At 39.8% G+C, this 15,818-nt stretch carries 21 protein-coding genes; 7 read left to right on the top strand and 14 right to left on the bottom strand.

Annotation, left to right across the window (positions count from 1 at the left end; genetic code table 11):
- Window positions 1-117: 117 nt before the first annotated feature.
- Genes DPX34_RS10075 through DPX34_RS10025 form a run of 11 tightly spaced genes read right to left on the bottom strand, consistent with a single transcriptional unit; the run spans window position 118 to window position 7,866 of the window.
- The gene (locus tag DPX34_RS10075) at window positions 118-399 is read right to left on the bottom strand and encodes an HPr family phosphocarrier protein (RefSeq protein WP_111978297.1); all 282 of its coding nucleotides are present in this window, start codon (window positions 397-399) and stop codon (window positions 118-120) included.
- Window positions 399-1,265: an RNase adapter RapZ gene (gene rapZ, locus DPX34_RS10070; RefSeq protein ID WP_111978347.1), complete on the bottom strand. Its 867-nt coding sequence runs from the start codon at window positions 1,263-1,265 to the stop codon at window positions 399-401. The genes DPX34_RS10075 and rapZ overlap by 1 nt, the downstream gene beginning before the upstream one ends.
- Before the next feature lie 28 nt (window positions 1,266-1,293).
- Window positions 1,294-1,743: a PTS IIA-like nitrogen regulatory protein PtsN gene (gene ptsN / locus DPX34_RS10065; RefSeq protein ID WP_111978296.1), complete on the bottom strand. Its 450-nt coding sequence runs from the start codon at window positions 1,741-1,743 to the stop codon at window positions 1,294-1,296.
- An 8-nt stretch (window positions 1,744-1,751) separates the two neighbouring features.
- Window positions 1,752-2,039: a ribosome hibernation promoting factor gene (gene hpf, locus DPX34_RS10060; RefSeq protein ID WP_111978295.1), complete on the bottom strand. Its 288-nt coding sequence runs from the start codon at window positions 2,037-2,039 to the stop codon at window positions 1,752-1,754.
- 32 nt (window positions 2,040-2,071) lie between these two features.
- Window positions 2,072-3,559, bottom strand: coding sequence for an RNA polymerase factor sigma-54 (locus tag DPX34_RS10055; protein WP_111978294.1), 1,488 nt, complete (start codon window positions 3,557-3,559; stop codon window positions 2,072-2,074).
- A gap of 21 nt (window positions 3,560-3,580) precedes the next feature.
- Window positions 3,581-4,306 (bottom strand): LPS export ABC transporter ATP-binding protein, encoded by a 726-nt coding sequence (gene lptB / locus DPX34_RS10050; RefSeq protein ID WP_111978293.1) that lies wholly within the window; start codon window positions 4,304-4,306, stop codon window positions 3,581-3,583.
- A 4-nt stretch (window positions 4,307-4,310) separates the two neighbouring features.
- Window positions 4,311-4,820 (bottom strand): lipopolysaccharide transport periplasmic protein LptA, encoded by a 510-nt coding sequence (gene lptA / locus DPX34_RS10045; RefSeq protein ID WP_111978292.1) that lies wholly within the window; start codon window positions 4,818-4,820, stop codon window positions 4,311-4,313.
- Window positions 4,789-5,343: an LPS export ABC transporter periplasmic protein LptC gene (gene lptC, locus DPX34_RS10040; RefSeq protein ID WP_111978291.1), complete on the bottom strand. Its 555-nt coding sequence runs from the start codon at window positions 5,341-5,343 to the stop codon at window positions 4,789-4,791. Before lptC ends, lptA begins: the two co-directional genes overlap by 32 nt.
- Before the next feature lie 2 nt (window positions 5,344-5,345).
- Entirely contained in the window at window positions 5,346-5,897 is a 552-nt protein-coding gene (gene kdsC / locus DPX34_RS10035) for a 3-deoxy-manno-octulosonate-8-phosphatase KdsC (RefSeq protein ID WP_438938517.1), read from the bottom strand.
- Window positions 5,894-6,874: a KpsF/GutQ family sugar-phosphate isomerase gene (locus tag DPX34_RS10030; protein WP_111978289.1), complete on the bottom strand. Its 981-nt coding sequence runs from the start codon at window positions 6,872-6,874 to the stop codon at window positions 5,894-5,896. The genes kdsC and DPX34_RS10030 overlap by 4 nt, the downstream gene beginning before the upstream one ends.
- Window positions 6,875-6,891: 17 nt before the next feature.
- Window positions 6,892-7,866: a calcium/sodium antiporter gene (locus DPX34_RS10025; protein WP_111978288.1), complete on the bottom strand. Its 975-nt coding sequence runs from the start codon at window positions 7,864-7,866 to the stop codon at window positions 6,892-6,894.
- A gap of 159 nt (window positions 7,867-8,025) precedes the next feature.
- Between DPX34_RS10025 and mlaF the strand changes: the two genes are divergently transcribed.
- Genes mlaF through murA form a run of 7 tightly spaced genes read left to right on the top strand, consistent with a single transcriptional unit; the run spans window position 8,026 to window position 12,565 of the window.
- Entirely contained in the window at window positions 8,026-8,832 is an 807-nt protein-coding gene (gene mlaF / locus DPX34_RS10020) for a phospholipid ABC transporter ATP-binding protein MlaF (protein WP_111978287.1), read from the top strand.
- A complete protein-coding gene (mlaE, locus tag DPX34_RS10015; RefSeq protein WP_111978286.1) occupies window positions 8,829-9,599 on the top strand; it encodes a lipid asymmetry maintenance ABC transporter permease subunit MlaE in 771 nt (256 codons plus the stop codon). Before mlaF ends, mlaE begins: the two co-directional genes overlap by 4 nt.
- A 2-nt stretch (window positions 9,600-9,601) precedes the next feature.
- Window positions 9,602-10,069 carry an outer membrane lipid asymmetry maintenance protein MlaD gene (gene mlaD, locus DPX34_RS10010; RefSeq protein WP_111978285.1) on the top strand — a complete coding sequence of 156 codons (468 nt, stop codon included), beginning with the start codon at window positions 9,602-9,604 and terminating at the stop codon, window positions 10,067-10,069.
- Window positions 10,070-10,090: 21 nt separating this feature from the next.
- Entirely contained in the window at window positions 10,091-10,753 is a 663-nt protein-coding gene (locus DPX34_RS10005) for an MlaC/ttg2D family ABC transporter substrate-binding protein (protein WP_157964685.1), read from the top strand.
- Between the two features lie 5 nt (window positions 10,754-10,758).
- On the top strand, window positions 10,759-11,034 hold the full coding sequence (locus DPX34_RS10000; RefSeq protein WP_111978283.1) for an STAS domain-containing protein: 276 nt from the start codon (window positions 10,759-10,761) through the stop codon (window positions 11,032-11,034).
- A gap of 3 nt (window positions 11,035-11,037) precedes the next feature.
- A complete protein-coding gene (locus DPX34_RS09995) occupies window positions 11,038-11,289 on the top strand; it encodes a BolA family protein (RefSeq protein ID WP_111978282.1) in 252 nt (83 codons plus the stop codon).
- Between the two features lie 19 nt (window positions 11,290-11,308).
- Entirely contained in the window at window positions 11,309-12,565 is a 1,257-nt protein-coding gene (murA, locus tag DPX34_RS09990) for a UDP-N-acetylglucosamine 1-carboxyvinyltransferase (protein ID WP_111978281.1), read from the top strand.
- Between the two features lie 73 nt (window positions 12,566-12,638).
- On the opposite strand, the gene DPX34_RS09985 is transcribed toward murA, so the two are convergent.
- The 3 genes from DPX34_RS09985 to DPX34_RS09975 all read right to left on the bottom strand — a co-directional run bounded on the left by DPX34_RS09985 (window position 12,639) and on the right by DPX34_RS09975 (window position 15,781).
- A complete protein-coding gene (locus DPX34_RS09985; RefSeq protein WP_232824704.1) occupies window positions 12,639-13,688 on the bottom strand; it encodes a trypsin-like peptidase domain-containing protein in 1,050 nt (349 codons plus the stop codon).
- A 104-nt stretch (window positions 13,689-13,792) separates the two neighbouring features.
- Window positions 13,793-15,139 (bottom strand): Do family serine endopeptidase, encoded by a 1,347-nt coding sequence (locus DPX34_RS09980; protein ID WP_111978279.1) that lies wholly within the window; start codon window positions 15,137-15,139, stop codon window positions 13,793-13,795.
- 204 nt (window positions 15,140-15,343) lie between these two features.
- Window positions 15,344-15,781: a Z-ring associated ZapG family protein gene (locus DPX34_RS09975; protein ID WP_111978278.1), complete on the bottom strand. Its 438-nt coding sequence runs from the start codon at window positions 15,779-15,781 to the stop codon at window positions 15,344-15,346.
- Window positions 15,782-15,818: the final 37 nt, after the last annotated feature.

Genomic DNA, 15,818 nt, shown 5'->3' with positions numbered 1-15,818 from the left:
TTTTCACGCTTGCCTAGCGTGAAGCAAGCTTATGCCATACTGTAACGTAAAGACATAAAAAACTCTATTGAAGACTGGCTAAGGTGATGAATCTTTTGTGATTTATGAAAAATGTCTTTATTCCGATTCTTCAAATTTGTTGTCAATTAAATTCGCTACGGCATTTAAGGCAGTGGCCGCGTCTTCACCTGAACAAGAAACATTAATTTGCTTGCCTTGTGCGCCAGCTAATAACAAGAGGGCCATAACACTATTGGCATTGGCTGATTTAGCGCCACAAGAAATCGTGATCACTGATTTATATTGCAGGGTTAACTCGGCTAGTTTTGTTGCGGCTCGCGCATGTAAACCTAGCTTGTTTTGTATGGTTAATTCTTTACTGCATTCTAAAACGGTCATTATAAATGTTCTTGTATTTTTTGTTCACGATGAATAATTGTTACGTTGTCGCGTTCTTGTTTAAAGTTATCCGCTAACGTTTGAGCGGTATAAACAGAGCGATGTTTACCACCCGTGCAACCTATAGCGACGGTAACATAACTGCGATTATTACGCTCTAGTGCAGGTAACCATGTTTTTAAGAATATTTTGATTTGCCAAATAAACTCGGTGACCTCAGGGCAGTTGCCTAAATAATCTTGCACGGGTTGATCTAGACCGGTAAGTGCTCTTAATTCTTCAACCCAATGAGGGTTTGGCAGAAAGCGTGCATCAAATACATAATCAGCATCTTGTGGTAAACCGAATTTAAAGCCAAATGAAGAGAAAACCAGCTTCATTTGTTTTGCTTTGGTACCTAAAATTTCAGTGTGTACCGCATCGTTTAATTGATGGATGCTAAAGCCACTGCTATCAATAATCATATCTGACAGTTGTTTAACCTGCTCAAGTAGCCTTTCTTCTTCTTTTATTGCTTCTTCTAAACCTAAGTCGGATTTTTGCAAAGATAAGGGATGGATGCGTCTTGATTCTGAAAAGCGTTTGATTAATGACTCATTATTGGCATCAAGGTAAACAACGCTTAAATCAACCTGTTTTTTGAGAGTGCTAATATAAGTAGCGACTTGCTGTTCTGATGGAGATGTTAAATTACGCACATCTAAAGTGACGGCAAGTTTGTTAGTTTTATCTTTTAGGGTTGAGATCAGTGAAAGTAGTAGCTCTAAAGGCATATTATCAACACAATAATAACCTGAATCTTCTAAGTTATGCAGTGCTGCTGTTTTTCCTGACCCTGATCGACCTGTAAAAATAACAAGTTTCAACATTGTAATATCCGTTTAGCTATATAGGCTATTCTGTGATGGCTTGATAAAGCTCATTGTTGGTGCTGGCTAGTTTAATACGTTTTACGACATCTTTGTTAGATAATTTTTCGGCAATAGTGGCTAATGATTTTAAATGTGTTTGACATTCACTTTCAGGCGCTAGCAGTGCAAAAAATATTTTAACGGGCTGATTATCGATTGCGTCAAAATCAATTGACTCTTCAGTTGTAATTAAAAAAGTAAGCCCTTTATCGCAGTTTGCTAAACGGCCATGTGGAAGTGCAATGCCGTTACCGATACCAGTGCTTCCGAGCTTCTCACGACTTAAAAAAGCATCTAATATATCATGCTCTTCAACTTGACCTGATAGGTGCTGAGCCGCTAATTCACTTACAACTTGCAGTAATTTTTTTTTACTTGTCGCCGGGACTGCGCAAAAAACGCAGTCTGGCGAAATTAATGACGTTATGTCCATAAATAAGGCTAATGGTTTTTTAATTTCTCTTTATGTTTGATGACTTGTCTATCTAATTTGTCAATCAACGAGTCGAGGGCTGCATACATATCTTGATGATCTGAAGTTGCGAAAACTTCGCCCCCCTTTAAGTGCAAGGTTGCTTCGGCTTTTTGCACTAATTTTTCAACACTAAGGATAACATAAACATTGTTGATATGATCAAAGTGCCTCTCTAGTTTTGCAAACTTAGTATCGACATAGTCTTTTAAAGCCTCGGTAACATCTACATGACGGCCAGTTAAGTTGATTTGCATAGGCTTTTCCTTCTTCTTTAGTGAGTGGAGCCTTATAAAAGGCTTTTACGTTGATTAGAGGGTGGAATAGACAAAGCTTCGCGATATTTTGCAATGGTACGACGCGCAACTTGTATACCTTGCTCTGCAAGTAATGTGGTTATTTTACTGTCGCTTAACGGTTTATTGGGGGTTTCAGCGGCGACTAGCTTTTTAATCAAAGCTCGTATTGCGGTTGACGAACACTCGCCCCCATTTTCGGTGCTAACATGACTAGAGAAAAAGTATTTGAGTTCAAATATGCCTCTAGGCGTGTGCATATATTTTTGTGTTGTTACACGAGAGATCGTTGACTCGTGCATTTCAACTGCTTCAGCAATATCATTTAACACCATGGGTTTCATGGCTTCGTCGCCATATTCAAAGAACCCAACTTGATGCTCGACAATGCAATTAGAGACTTTCAATAGTGTGTCGTTCCTACTTTCTAAACTTTTAATAAACCATTTTGCATCTTGCATATGCGTTTTAATAAATTGAGAGTCAGCTGTGTTTTTAGCTGTTTTACTCAATGCGGCATATTCCTGATTTACTTTAAGTTTAGGCACACTTTCTGGGTTTAGCTCAACTATCCATATATCTTTTTCTTTTCTGACTGAAACATCTGGCACTATGTATTGTGAATCTTCAGCTATTACAGCATTACCGGGTCGCGGGTTAAGTGTATGAATGAGCTTCATCACTTCTTTCAATTGCTCTTCTTTCAATTTGGTTTTACGACTGAGTGTGCGGTAATCTCGGTTAGCTAATATATCAATGTAATTTTTAATGACATTTTTGGTCTCGGCAAGCCAAGGTGTTGTATCGGCAAATTGGTTTAGTTGGACTAATAAGCATTCTTGGGCGGTGCGAGAAGCGACACCAACGGGGTCAAATAGTTGAATGCGTTTAATGACGGCTTCTATCTCATCAAGTTCAACTTCATCGTCTCCTAAACTTTCGAGAATGTCGTCTGCACTGACTGTCAAATAACCGGAATCATCAATTGCATCGATAATCGCGGTGGCAATGGCTAAATCGGTTGGACTAAAAGGGGTTAAATCCATTTGCCAAAAAAGGTGGTCTCGAATAGATTCGGTTGTTTCACCCTGATAAACACTGTCATCATCTGAATTATAGCTGTTGCTGTTTTTACTTGATGTGCTGGAGCCTTGTGATAGATGATCATCCCATGTTGTATCGCTAGCGAGTTGCTCTGGGATTTCTGTTTTATCAAGTTCTTCACGCGTATCGGCTATGTTTTCAGGCGTGTCAGCATCACTCGTTTTGATAGTCGTGGTTGGCTCTTTTACGGTGTCTAAACTTTCGAGTGAATCAAAGTTGTCTTGCTCTTCTTGCTCCAGCAATGGATTAGCATCCATTGCATCTTGTATTTCTTGTTGCAAATCTAAAGTCGACAGTTGTAGCAAGCGGATCGCTTGTTGCAACTGTGGAGTCATGGTTAGTTGTTGGCTAAATTTGAGTTGTAACGATTGTTTCATTTAATCGGATTATCCTGCCAATCAGAGCTTAAATTGCTCACCTAGGTACACTTCACGTACCTGTTTATTTGCTAATACAGCTTCAGGCTTGCCTGAAGCGATTAAGTTACCTTGACTGACAATGTATGCTGTTTCACATACATCGAGTGTCTCTCGTACATTATGATCCGTGATCAAAACGCCTATCCCACGTTCTTTTAAGTGAGTAATGATCCGTTTAATATCTAAAACGGATATCGGATCTACACCCGCAAAAGGTTCATCTAATAAAATGAACTGAGGGTCGGCAGCTAATGCTCTCGCTATTTCGACCCGACGGCGTTCACCGCCCGAAAGACTCATACCAAGACTATCTACTATATGTTCAATATGGAACTCTTGAAGCAATAGTGCAAGTTTATTTTCTCTATCTTGCTTAGTTAATGCCTTGTTTGTTTCTAAAATAGCCAATATGTTTTGACGCACGGTCAATTTACGAAAGATAGATGAATCTTGCGGTAAATAACCTACACCTAATCGGGCTCGCTCGTGCATCGGGAAGTGGGTCATTTCTTTATCATCCAACATGACTGAACCTTTGTCGGCAGCCACTAACCCAACAATCATGTAAAACGTTGTTGTTTTGCCCGCACCATTAGGGCCGAGTAAACCAACAATTTGACCCGAGTTAACCTCAAGTGAAACATCTTGTACAACTTGTCTATTTTTGTAACTTTTGGCTAAATGCTTAGCGATTAATTTACTCATGTTATTAATTGGGTGTTAACACGGTACGAACACGTGATTGGTTTTTTTCAGATGACGCAACTAGTTTACGTTGTTTCACATCGTATTCTATTTTGTCGCCGGTGATCTGGCTGTCGGCTTGTGCAATTTTTGCATCTCCAACTAATGTCAAAATGCGGGTATTGACATTAAACGTTATGTTTGAGGATTCAGCCGTTACAACTTCGCCTGTTTCAAGTTTATGGCTAAAGCTAGCGGGGGCTCCTTGAGCAATCAGTAATTCTGTTTGTTCTGCTTTATTTCTAACAACGTCTAATTGTTCTGCGAGTAATGTCATACCTCCTTGCTCAACTTTAACGTTTTCATAGAAGGTTAATGTGTTATTGGTTAGGTCCATTGCTTGACGGTTAGCTTCAATTAAAATGGACTCTTTATTTTCATCATCAAATAAATTGGCATGAACAAATGTGTTTACGCCGAGTAATAGGCAAAAAGCTGCCGACTTAATTAGGGATAATAACTGCTTTAATTTCATCTTTAATTTCAAATTTATTTTGGTTTAAATTGGCAGAAATACCTTTGCCGGTTAAATTAAAACGTTCACCATGTAAGTTTATTGGTGTTATTGTTTCAATTGTTTTATTTGTAATATCAACATTTAATTGCTCGGTTGATAAATTTGTTAGCCAATGGGTTGTTGCGTTTGAGCTTAAGGTAACTTGGTGGCTTAACTCAAGAGCATTATTATTATGCAGTACACTTTTTTGCGCGTGCAGTTGCCAATCTATTTCAGCGTTGTTGTTATATAAGTTATATTCAGTCTGTTCAAATTCGGCAACGGCTTTTTTCTGGTAATAGGCCATTGATTGCGCTTTGAGCTCAACGCTCGGAACGCCTGTTTTGTTAAATAGCTTAATGCTTAAGCCGCTTGCTTTATAATCGGGTTCTGATTTTTCAGTGCTTGGTTTTATGATGTTTTTTGGTTGAGTTTGCCATTGTTGATAAAAATAATACCCTGCGCAAGCACAGATAAGCACAATTAATAAATAGACTCGCATGGTTAGACACTCATACCTTGGGCCTGTGCAAGTATACCGCGAGTCTCAAGTAAAATATCACAGACTTCTCTTACTGCGCCAAACCCTCCTCTAATTGATGTTTTGTGGTCGGCTATTTGCTGAATAATGGGATGAGCATCTTGAGTTGCAATGGCTAAACCGACTTCAGTCATCACTGTTTGGTCGGGCACATCATCACCAATATAAGCAATTTGTGCATCATTCAATTGCGTGAGCTGTTTTAACTTGGCGTAGGCTTCAAGTTTGTTTTCTTGGCCTTGGAAAATATGTTGCACACCTAATGACGTCATACGTTTTTCAACAATCGTTGATTTACGACCGGTAATAACCGCGACTTGAATGCCAGCGTTAATAATCGCTTTAATACCAAAACCATCACGAGTATGAAACGCTTTTAATTCTTCGCCGTTATTACCTAGATAAATACGACCGTCGCTAAATACGCCGTCAATATCACAAATGAGTAATTGAGTGTTGAGGTACTTATTGTGCTGTAAAGCCGTAATGGGTCCATAAATAGTACTAAACATTATAAAACCTTTGCTCGTAGTAAGTCATGCATATTGAGCGCCCCTACAGGCGTGTTGTGCTCATCGGTGATGATTAAGCCATTAATGGCTTTATCTTCCATTATTTTTAGCGCTTCTGCAGCAAGTAACGTTGGTTTTACAACGGTGCAGCCTGATTTAACGATGTCTTTGAGTTGAGTGCTATGTAAATCGATTCGATTATCAATGGCTCTGCGCAAGTCTCCATCGGTAAAAACACCGATCAAGGCTTTATTTTGATTAACGACAGCCGTAAATCCCATGCGTTTTTCAGTGATAATTAATAGGGCTTCGGCAATGGTTAATGTGTGCTTTGCAATCGGCAATTCATCATTCATGTGCATTAAATCTTCAACACGTAATAACAAACGACGGCCCAAACTACCCGCGGGGTGCGACAAGGCAAAGTCATTTTCGGTAAATTCACGGGCTTCAAGTAATGCAACAGCAAGCGCATCGCCTAATACAAGTGCAGCTGTTGTACTTGATGTTGGTGCTAATCCTAGTGGGCAGGCTTCAGCTTGAACAGCACACGTGATATGAATAAGTGATTCGTTTGCAAGCGTTGATTTTGGGTTGCTGGTCATACTGATAATGGGCGTGCCGATGCGCTTAATCACGGGAAGTAGTTTTACAATTTCGTCTGTTTCGCCTGAATTAGAGAGCATAAACACACAATCTGCTCCCCCTATCATGCCCAAATCTCCATGACTAGCTTCCGCTGGGTGAACAAAAAAGGCTGGAGTCCCTGTGCTTGCTAATGTCGCGGCAACTTTTTTCGCTATATGGCCTGATTTCCCCATACCTAATACGATAACTTTGCCTTTACAATTGAGTAGTTCATCACAGGCTTGCTCAAATGAGTGATCTAAATATTGGAATAGATTACTAAGCGCGTCTATCTCAAGATTAAGGACGCGTTTAGCCGTTGCTAAATACGATTTCTTGGCAAGGCTTGTCATGGTTTTTACCCTTACCCTTATGCGCTATAGAAAAAAAGTAAATATTGATAAGCAATGAAACAGCCAAGCAGTATAAAACCTTCGACTCTATTTATACTACGGTTTCGCTTTATGCCGACGGCCATTGCGATCAGCAAGCACGTAATCCCTAGCATGATCATACCATGTATATGAATAGCTGAAGGATCAATAGCGCCTGGTGCAATTATGCCTGGGATGGCCATTACCGCTAGGGCATTAAATATGTTCGAGCCGACAATATTCCCTAAGGCAAGTTCATCTTCACCTTTTAAGACACTGGCTACCGATGCGGCTAACTCTGGAAGCGAGGTACCGATTGCAATAATCGTCAAGCCTATCACCAAATCCGACAAACCAAAATATTTGGCAATAGTGACTGACGAATCAACTAAAATATCGGCACTTAGGGGTAAAACGATTATACCGACAACTAGCCATAAAATGGCTTTTTTTGTTGAGACGTCTGAAGGAACATCATCAACCAACTCTTCATCATATAAATCATCAACACCTGATTTACTTTGTTTGAGTGCGTACCAAGTTAGCCCACCTATTGTTATGATGAACGCGATAAATAATGCAATACCTTCCCAAAAAGCAAAGTGGTTATCGTAAAGGAGTGCGACAGCAAAGGCTGAACTTAATAAAACTAAAGGTAATTCGCGTTTAATCGTAGTGGATGAAACCATAATGGTTTTTAGTATTGCGGTGATCCCTAAAACTAAAGTGATATTTGTGATGTTTGAGCCAATTGCATTACCGACCGCGGTATCTATTTTGCCATCTAAAGCGGCAGAAGCGGCTACCATCATTTCAGGTGCTGATGACCCCATCGCAACAATGGTTAAGCCTATAATGAGAGGTGATATTCCGATGTTTCTAGCGAGTGCTGCCGCACCGTAAACAAATTTGTCAGCGCTCCACATAAGTGCAGCCAATCCAACAAGAAGTAAAATACAAGCAATAAGCATAAGTTAAAAAAATTCTGAGTTAGTGAACTAAGTATTAGGTATTATATCGAAAGCTGAACATTAATTTACAATATTTCGTCTGATTAGTTAGATTCTTTCTGTTAGAATCTGCAGTATTAAGGCTAAGCGATTAAAAATCGAACGCATGCAGGACTATTGATGGATCCAAATAACTTTGTGCAGATAGAGAATCTTACATTCTCGCGTGACGAAAGAGTCATATACGACGATATTAGCTTAACGATCCCTAAAGGAAAAGTGATTGCCGTTATGGGGCCTAGCGGTATTGGAAAAACGACATTATTACGTTTGATTGGCGGGCAAATTAGACCTGACTCAGGCAAAATTTTATTTGCGGATAAAGATATAGCGCAAGTGAATCGACGTGAGCTATATGACGTTCGTAAAAAAATGAGTATGTTGTTTCAAAGCGGTGCGCTATTTACTGAAATGAGTGTATTTGATAACGTCGCTTTTCCCATTCGAGAGCATACCAAATTACCAGAACCTATTATTCGCAGTATGGTTTTAATGAAGTTAAATTCAGTTGGGTTACGTGGCGCGGCTCAGTTAATGCCAAATGAATTATCGGGTGGTATGGCGCGTCGAGCTGCTTTAGCGCGCGCTATTGCTTTAGATCCTGAATTAATCATGTATGATGAGCCGTTTGTTGGCCAAGATCCTATTTCTATGGGTGTTTTGTTGAAGCTTATTCGCTCATTAAATGATGCGCTCGGCCTGACATCTATTATTGTTTCTCATGATTTACAAGAAGTGATGCAAATTGCAGATTATGCATACATTATGGCAAACAAAAAAGTTATTGGACACGGCACTCCCGCGCAACTTCATCAAGATGAGTCACCTTTAGTGCGACAATTTATGAAGGGACAAGCTGATGGGCCGGTACCATTTCATTATCCAGCAAAACCATTTGCAGATGAATTAAAGGACGTCTTTCTGTGATAACTCAAATTGGCCGTACTGCTATTAGTCAAGTGGTGACATTAGGTCGTGCTGCGCTTATGTTATTTGGTGCTATATTTGCTGCGCCTAATTTCGCTAAGTCAATTCCACTTGTGATCCGCCAAATTTATGTTGTTGGTGTGCAATCGTTGGCGATTATCATCGTTAGTGGTTTGTTTATCGGCATGGTATTGGCTTTACAAGGCTATACTATTTTAATTGATTATGGGGCTGAAAATAGCTTGGGGCCGATGGTTGCCTTATCGTTATTACGTGAATTAGGCCCTGTTGTAACTGCTTTATTATTTGCCGGTCGCGCGGGCTCTGCATTAACCGCTGAAATTGGTTTAATGAAAGCGACTGAACAAATTACGAGCATGGAAATGATGGCTGTTGATCCATTGCGTCGTATTGTCGCTCCACGCTTTTGGGCTGGCTTTTATAGTATGCCATTGTTAGCGTTCATGTTTAGTGCGGTTGGCATTTATGGCGGGCACTTAGTCGGGGTTGAGTGGCTGGGTGTGGATGAAGGTAGTTTTTGGTCTGTTATGCAAGCCAATGTTGATTTAAGTGCTGATATAATGAATGGCTTTATAAAAAGCGTTGTATTTGCCATTGTGGTGACTTGGATCGCGATTTTTCGTGGGTATGATTGTATCCCAACTTCTGAAGGAATTAGTAAAGCAACAACGCAAACGGTTGTTCATTCTTCACTAGCTGTATTGGGATTAGATTTTCTATTAACTGTTTTGATGTTTGGAGAGTAAAAATGACAAGCCGTAAAGTGGAATTTTGGGTTGGTTTGTTTATCGTTGTTGGTTTTTTAGCCTTTTTTACATTGGCATTTGAAGTCGCCAATTCAGGATCGGTAAGTAGTTCGGATACTTACCAATTAAAGGCGAAGTTTGACAATATCGGCGGCCTTAAGGTGCGCAGTCCAATTAAAGTGGGCGGGGTTGTTGTTGGCCGAGTATCGAGTATTGATTTAGATAAAGTTAATTACGTGCCAGTTGTGACATTGGATATTTATACTGAATATCAAAACATACCTGAAACGAGTTCATTGAGTATTTTAACTGCCGGTTTACTTGGAGAGCAATACCTTGGGTTAGAGCCCGGTTTTGTTATCGAAGGTGTAGGTTATTTGAAAGACGGTGATTTTTTAGAAGATACTAAATCGGCTTTAGTACTGGAAGAATTGATTGGACAATTTTTGTTTAGTCAAAACGATGATTAAATTTGTTGCATGGAGTTAACAATGTATAAATTACAACGCCTTATTGGTTTCGCTATCCTTTTGCTTTGTTCGGCAGCCCATGCTGGTGAAAAAGAAACAGTTAATCAAGATAATCCGTATGTGTTATTACAGGTGATTGCAGGTAATACATTTAATCGATTTGAAAAAGAATTACCTGAAATTCAGAAAAACCCTGAAATTTTAAAAGACATCGTTACCCAAGAATTATTGCCGTATATCGATTATACCTATGCTTCGTTTAAGGTTTTAGGGAATAACAACTTAAAAAAAATGAAACCAGAGCAAATTAAAAGTTTCATCGGTGCTTTTAAAGATTACATGGTGGCAATTTACGCCCAAGTTTTTACTAATTTTAAAGCATCACAAAAAGTCTATGTTGAGCCGAGTAAAAATTATGGTGACAGTAAAATAGTTGTGGTTAAAAGTAAGATCACAGAACCTGGTCATCCTGATATCGATATTTATTTTAAATTACGTAAAAAAGAGAGCAGCGATGGTGTTACTTGGCTGGCTTATGATATGGATGCCGAAGGTATTTCGATGTTAGATACTAAGCGTAAAGAAATAAACGAAGCGATTAAGCGCTCAGGAATAGAATCTGTTATCTCTGACTTACGTCGAAAAGCCCAAAACCCGCTCGTTTTATCGGATGGTAAAGGCTAGACAAAATGATCGAAATTCAACAAACAGCACAAAACATCAAACTCATTGGGAGCTTGACTCGTTTTGATAACATTGGTTCTTTATCGTTACCGGTTAATGATAAGAATATTAATGTTGATTTAATGGAATTAACTATTGATACCGCAGGGTTAGCTTGGTTGTTGCAGCAAAAGCAGGTGCTTGCTGCGCAGAGTGTTGTTATTGCGTGGCAAAATGTGCCTCAAGATTTGAGTAACTTAGCCCGTATTAGCGATGTAAATCACATTTTAGAAATTGAGTAAATAATGGATCTTGATCTAATTAAAGACTTGTTAACGCAAGCTTTATCTCCAACTGATATTAAAGTTAAAGCCGAAGGTTCACATTTAGAAGTGACTGTTGTCTCAAATGATTTTGCTGACATGCGTTCAGTAAAACGTCAACAGGCGGTATATGCTCCCTTAATGGAGCTTATTGCAGATGGTACGGTTCACGCTATCGCGATAAAGGCGCTTACAGAAGAAGAATGGCGTAAACATAAATTATTAAACTTCTAATCCCTGCGGTAACCTTTTCATGGATAAACTACAAATCACGGGCGGCGCGACTTTAAGTGGCGACGTACGAATCTCGGGCGCAAAAAATGCAGCATTGCCGATCCTTTTTTCAAGCATCCTCGCATCTGAGCCCGTTTCTTTTCAAAATGTCCCACAGTTAAGAGATATTAATACAACGGTAAAATTATTATCTGAGTTAGGTATTAGTAGTCAAGTATCAGATGGTAATGTTGTTTTAAATGCGACTCACATCACTTCGACTTTAGCCCCGTATGATCTCGTTAAAACGATGCGTGCTTCTATTTTGGCGCTTGGTCCATTAGTTGCTCGCATGGGTGAAGCTCAAGTGTCGCTCCCTGGAGGGTGTGCTATTGGCGCTCGACCCGTAAATCTTCATATTCAAGGCTTACAGCAAATGGGTGCAGAAGTCGTTGTTAAAGAAGGTTATATTAAGGCTAAGGTTGCAGGGCGCTTAAAGGGGGCTCGAATTCTTTTTGATATGGTTACGGTTACGGGAACGGAAAACCTATTAATGGCCGCAACTTTAGCTGAAGGAACAACGATACTGGAAAATGCGGCTAAAGAGCCAGAGGTTGTTGATTTAGCAAATTGTTTAATCAAAATGGGCGCAAAAATTACCGGCGCAGGCACAGATAAAATTATTATTGAAGGGGTAGAATCGTTACACCGTTGTGAGCATAGTATTTTACCTGATCGCATTGAAACCGGCACTTTTTTAGTTGCGGCGGCCGTAACAAATGGTCAAGTTCGTTGCACTCATACTAGGCCAGATTTATTAGATGCGGTATTAATCAAGCTAGAAGAAGCGGGCGCATTAATTGAAACAACTGCCGATACCATATCGCTTGATATGCGTGGTCGTACATTAAAAGCGGTTAATATTAAAACAGCGCCACATCCTGCTTTTCCAACCGACATGCAAGCGCAATTTACGACTTTAAATTGTGTTGCTAAAGGTAGCTCTAAAGTAACCGAAACCATTTTTGAAAATCGGTTTATGCATGTGCCTGAATTACAGCGCATGGGTGCTGATATTGAATTAGAAGGCCATACGGCTATCTGTCAGGGGGTTGATTCACTTTCGGCGGCTCAAGTTATGGCGACGGATTTAAGAGCTTCTGCTTGTTTAGTCATTGCTGGTTTATTTGCCAAAGGCACTACAACGGTTGATCGAATTTATCATCTTGATCGCGGTTATGAAAAATTAGAGCAAAAATTTGCTAAGTTAGGTGCGGAAGTCATCCGTATTAAGTAGCGAAAATGATAAAGGCTTACGTTAAGTCGTTAAAAAAAGGGATGTTAATTAACATCCCTTTTTTATAAGCGATTTATGCTTGAGGTACTTCTGCTAACGTTACGGTTTTTTCTAGAATAATGTTTTGTCTTACAAGAAGCACTTTTACTTCGGTTCCTGGTTTAGAATGTTCGAGCCATTCGAGTACGTCACTAGGGTGGGTAATTGGGTTGTTAGCTATTTCAAAGATTAAATCGCCACGGCGGATCCCTGCTAACTCGGCTGGACTACCTGGGGCGACACTACTGACTTCAATCGCAATCGCATTATCTATTTTCTTTAATTCTGTTGGCAGAACATGGTCACTACCGGCAATGCCTAAATAACTGCGTACGACCCGGCCATCCGCGATGATTCGGTCCATTATTTTAAGTGCAGAATGTGCATTAACGGCAAAGAAAATACCTTGGGTATTTTGTCTTAATCGAGTTGCTAATTTAGCTGAGTTAACGCCCACTAATTCACCTAGTGAGTTAACGAGCGCACCACCTGAGTTACCATCATTGATCGCAGCGTCCATTTGAATGAAATCAGAGTAGTCTAAATTAATCGCTTTATTGGATGTGAGCCCCGAACGACCTGTCGCGCTGATAATACCTTGAGTTATTGTTTGTCCAAGGTTGTATGGGTTACCAATTGCCAGCACAACATCGCCAGCTTGAATCAATCTAGTTTTGTTTATTGGGATCACAGGTAAATTGTTTGCTTCAACATAAAGTACGGCGAGATCGTTGGCAGGATCGGTACCAATTAACTGGGCCTCAAAGTAACGCCCATCTTGCAGTGCAACCATGATCAATTCAGCATCTTTTACGACATGTTCGGCGGTTAAAATAAAACCTTTATTGGATGCAATAACGCCTGAACCTAAGCGCTGAACTTCACGTGTTGTGTTATTTAAAAGGCGTCCTCCGGGTTGAAAACCTCGTGTGTATATATTGACCACGGCAGGGGCTGAACGTTTTACGGCGACAGCAAAGCTGATGGGGTCGTTACTCGGCGTGCTTTGTTTAATGACTGCGTGCCATAACCTATTATTTGATTTTAGATCAGGGAAAAAAGTAAATGCTAGAACAATAAACAAAATGCTTAGGGCGCAGGTTTTTAAAATAAAATTAAAGGTTGTATTTATATTTAGCATTCTAATGGTGAGTAGGGAAGTGCGGAGATATCTCCGCACTTTAATTATTATCTAATGAAAATATACAGCGAAGTTTGCCCGCGTACAATGTTTAGATATACAGAACCCTTTTTCTCGTCAAATATCTCACGTAATTCGGCTATATTTTTAATACGCAAACGATTAACGCCAACAATAATATCGCCGGTTTTTAAGCCAATGGCGTGTGCCGGTGAGCGAGAAGCGACTTCATCAACGCTAATACCGCCGTCTTCAGCATTACTTAATTCAGCACCTTCTAAAGCAGGGTGTAATACAGCGGCTTCTACTTTACTTGCTGATGCTTCTCGTAAAACCACATCAATGGATTGCTCTTTGCTTTCTCTAATAATGCCTAACGTTACGGTTTTACCGGCACCTATTGTGGCTATTTGGGCTCGTAATTCATTAAAAGAAACCGTCGTTTTACCATTAACGCTAACAATAATGTCGCCTGCTTTTAATCCCGCTTCAGCAGCGGCCGTGTCAGGATAAACTTGCTCTACAAAAGCCCCTTGTGGTGTGTCTAACCCCCAGCTTTTGGCTGATTCAGCAGTAATAGAGCGTCCGGAAATACCCAACACCCCACGTTTTACTTCGCCGTATTCAATGATTTGATCAACTAAACTTTGCATCATATTAGATGGGATAGCAAAGCCAATTCCAACATTACCGCCATTAGGACCAAGAATTGCGGTATTTATACCGATTAAATCGCCTTTGAAATTGACCAGTGCGCCACCTGAATTACCACTATTAATGGCTGCATCGGTTTGAATGAAGTTTTCAAGCTTTTCAACACCAAGTCCGCTACGGCCTAATGCACTGACAATGCCAGAAGTCACTGTTTGACCTAAACCAAATGGATTGCCTATTGCGATGGCAAAATCACCCACACGTAACTCATCCGAGTTAGCGATACCAATTGCGGTTAAATTATCAGCGGATATTTGTAGTAATGCAACATCGCTCTTTGGATCTGAACCTAATTTTTTTGCATCAAATTGACGGCCGTCTTTTAGCGTTACGACAATTTCATCGGCATTATCAATCACGTGGTGGTTTGTGACGACATAACCTTTTTTAGCATCAATAATAACGCCTGAACCGACAGAACTAAAAGGACGCTCTGTTTGTTGATTTCGAGGTGATTGATGACCAAAAAAACGACGAAATACTTCAGGGATTTCTTGTTTTTCTACCTTTGTACCCGCAGCTGATATATTAACGACCGCGGGGGTCGTTTTTTCTAGCATGGGTGCAAGCGTCGGCTGCTTGTCATTATCGTTAAACCAAGGAATGCCAGCATTGGCAAATGTTGGAATGGCCAAACAAGCGGTTAGAATAATTATTTTAGGTAAATTAAAAACAGACATATTTAAATGGATTCCCCTATTAAATTGAAAACTAAATGTCAGTTTTGCATGGGCAATAGCGCTTACCCATGCGTTAATAACATACTAGACTCGTTATAAATTTAAAAAGTTCAATTCACTACACATAAAAATTAATTTAGTTACTGTGTGATGTTTATTTAATACTGCTGATCTGAAATAATGTTTAGTTGCTTGAATTTCAAGTTATTTTGCTGTTTGGTTCATCAAAATACCTGAGTTACCTTCGGTGTAATCAAGCGGCGCATTATCGGTTGAGGCTTTTTCTACATTTTTACTGAGTTGTTCAACCGGTTTAGTTTGCTTTAAGCCTTCTGTTACGGCACTGCCAAAGTAAGGAATTATCTCGTCAATCGGCTTTTTAGTTGAAGACACCGTCGAACTAAATTCGTTAGCTTTAACCGCTGCCTGTTGTGCTTGTTCGGCTAAAGATAAAAATGCTGATTCAACACCCGCTAAGTATTCATTAAGTGCAACTTTTAATTCATCTTGAGTTTGCTGTTTTTCAGCTAACTCGGCTTCAAGTTGCTTCTTTTTTTGATTGGTAAGAGACAAAAAGTGGTTTACAACAAAACCAATGATTGTGCCTGCGATAAAAATTGATGTTCCGATTAACCACGTCATAGCTTATTACCTTCTATTAGTTCATTTGCGCGTGCTT

This window comes from Algibacillus agarilyticus, from assembly GCF_003286125.1.
Lineage (GTDB): Bacteria > Pseudomonadota > Gammaproteobacteria > Enterobacterales > Alteromonadaceae > Algibacillus > Algibacillus agarilyticus.
This window is presented reverse-complemented; position numbering and strand designations above follow the sequence as displayed.

Excerpts from the sequence above, each read along its gene's own strand:
- DPX34_RS10055 (WP_111978294.1), bottom strand. The coding sequence starts at position 3,559 with ATGAAACAATCGTTACAACTCAAATTTAGCCAACAACTAACCATGACT.
- DPX34_RS10030 (WP_111978289.1), bottom strand. The coding sequence starts at position 6,874 with ATGACAAGCCTTGCCAAGAAATCGTATTTAGCAACGGCTAAACGCGTC.
- mlaD (WP_111978285.1), top strand. The coding sequence starts at position 9,602 with ATGACAAGCCGTAAAGTGGAATTTTGGGTTGGTTTGTTTATCGTTGTT.
- DPX34_RS10075 (WP_111978297.1), bottom strand. The coding sequence starts at position 399 with ATGACCGTTTTAGAATGCAGTAAAGAATTAACCATACAAAACAAGCTA.
- DPX34_RS10005 (WP_157964685.1), top strand. The coding sequence starts at position 10,091 with ATGTATAAATTACAACGCCTTATTGGTTTCGCTATCCTTTTGCTTTGT.
- lptC (WP_111978291.1), bottom strand. The coding sequence starts at position 5,343 with ATGCGAGTCTATTTATTAATTGTGCTTATCTGTGCTTGCGCAGGGTAT.
- lptB (WP_111978293.1), bottom strand. The coding sequence starts at position 4,306 with ATGAGTAAATTAATCGCTAAGCATTTAGCCAAAAGTTACAAAAATAGA.
- DPX34_RS10025 (WP_111978288.1), bottom strand. The coding sequence starts at position 7,866 with ATGCTTATTGCTTGTATTTTACTTCTTGTTGGATTGGCTGCACTTATG.
- DPX34_RS09975 (WP_111978278.1), bottom strand. The coding sequence starts at position 15,781 with ATGACGTGGTTAATCGGAACATCAATTTTTATCGCAGGCACAATCATT.
- DPX34_RS10000 (WP_111978283.1), top strand. The coding sequence starts at position 10,759 with ATGATCGAAATTCAACAAACAGCACAAAACATCAAACTCATTGGGAGC.
- murA (WP_111978281.1), top strand. The coding sequence starts at position 11,309 with ATGGATAAACTACAAATCACGGGCGGCGCGACTTTAAGTGGCGACGTA.
- mlaF (WP_111978287.1), top strand. The coding sequence starts at position 8,026 with ATGGATCCAAATAACTTTGTGCAGATAGAGAATCTTACATTCTCGCGT.
- hpf (WP_111978295.1), bottom strand. The coding sequence starts at position 2,039 with ATGCAAATCAACTTAACTGGCCGTCATGTAGATGTTACCGAGGCTTTA.
- DPX34_RS09980 (WP_111978279.1), bottom strand. The coding sequence starts at position 15,139 with ATGTCTGTTTTTAATTTACCTAAAATAATTATTCTAACCGCTTGTTTG.
- ptsN (WP_111978296.1), bottom strand. The coding sequence starts at position 1,743 with ATGGACATAACGTCATTAATTTCGCCAGACTGCGTTTTTTGCGCAGTC.
- DPX34_RS09995 (WP_111978282.1), top strand. The coding sequence starts at position 11,038 with ATGGATCTTGATCTAATTAAAGACTTGTTAACGCAAGCTTTATCTCCA.
- lptA (WP_111978292.1), bottom strand. The coding sequence starts at position 4,820 with ATGAAATTAAAGCAGTTATTATCCCTAATTAAGTCGGCAGCTTTTTGC.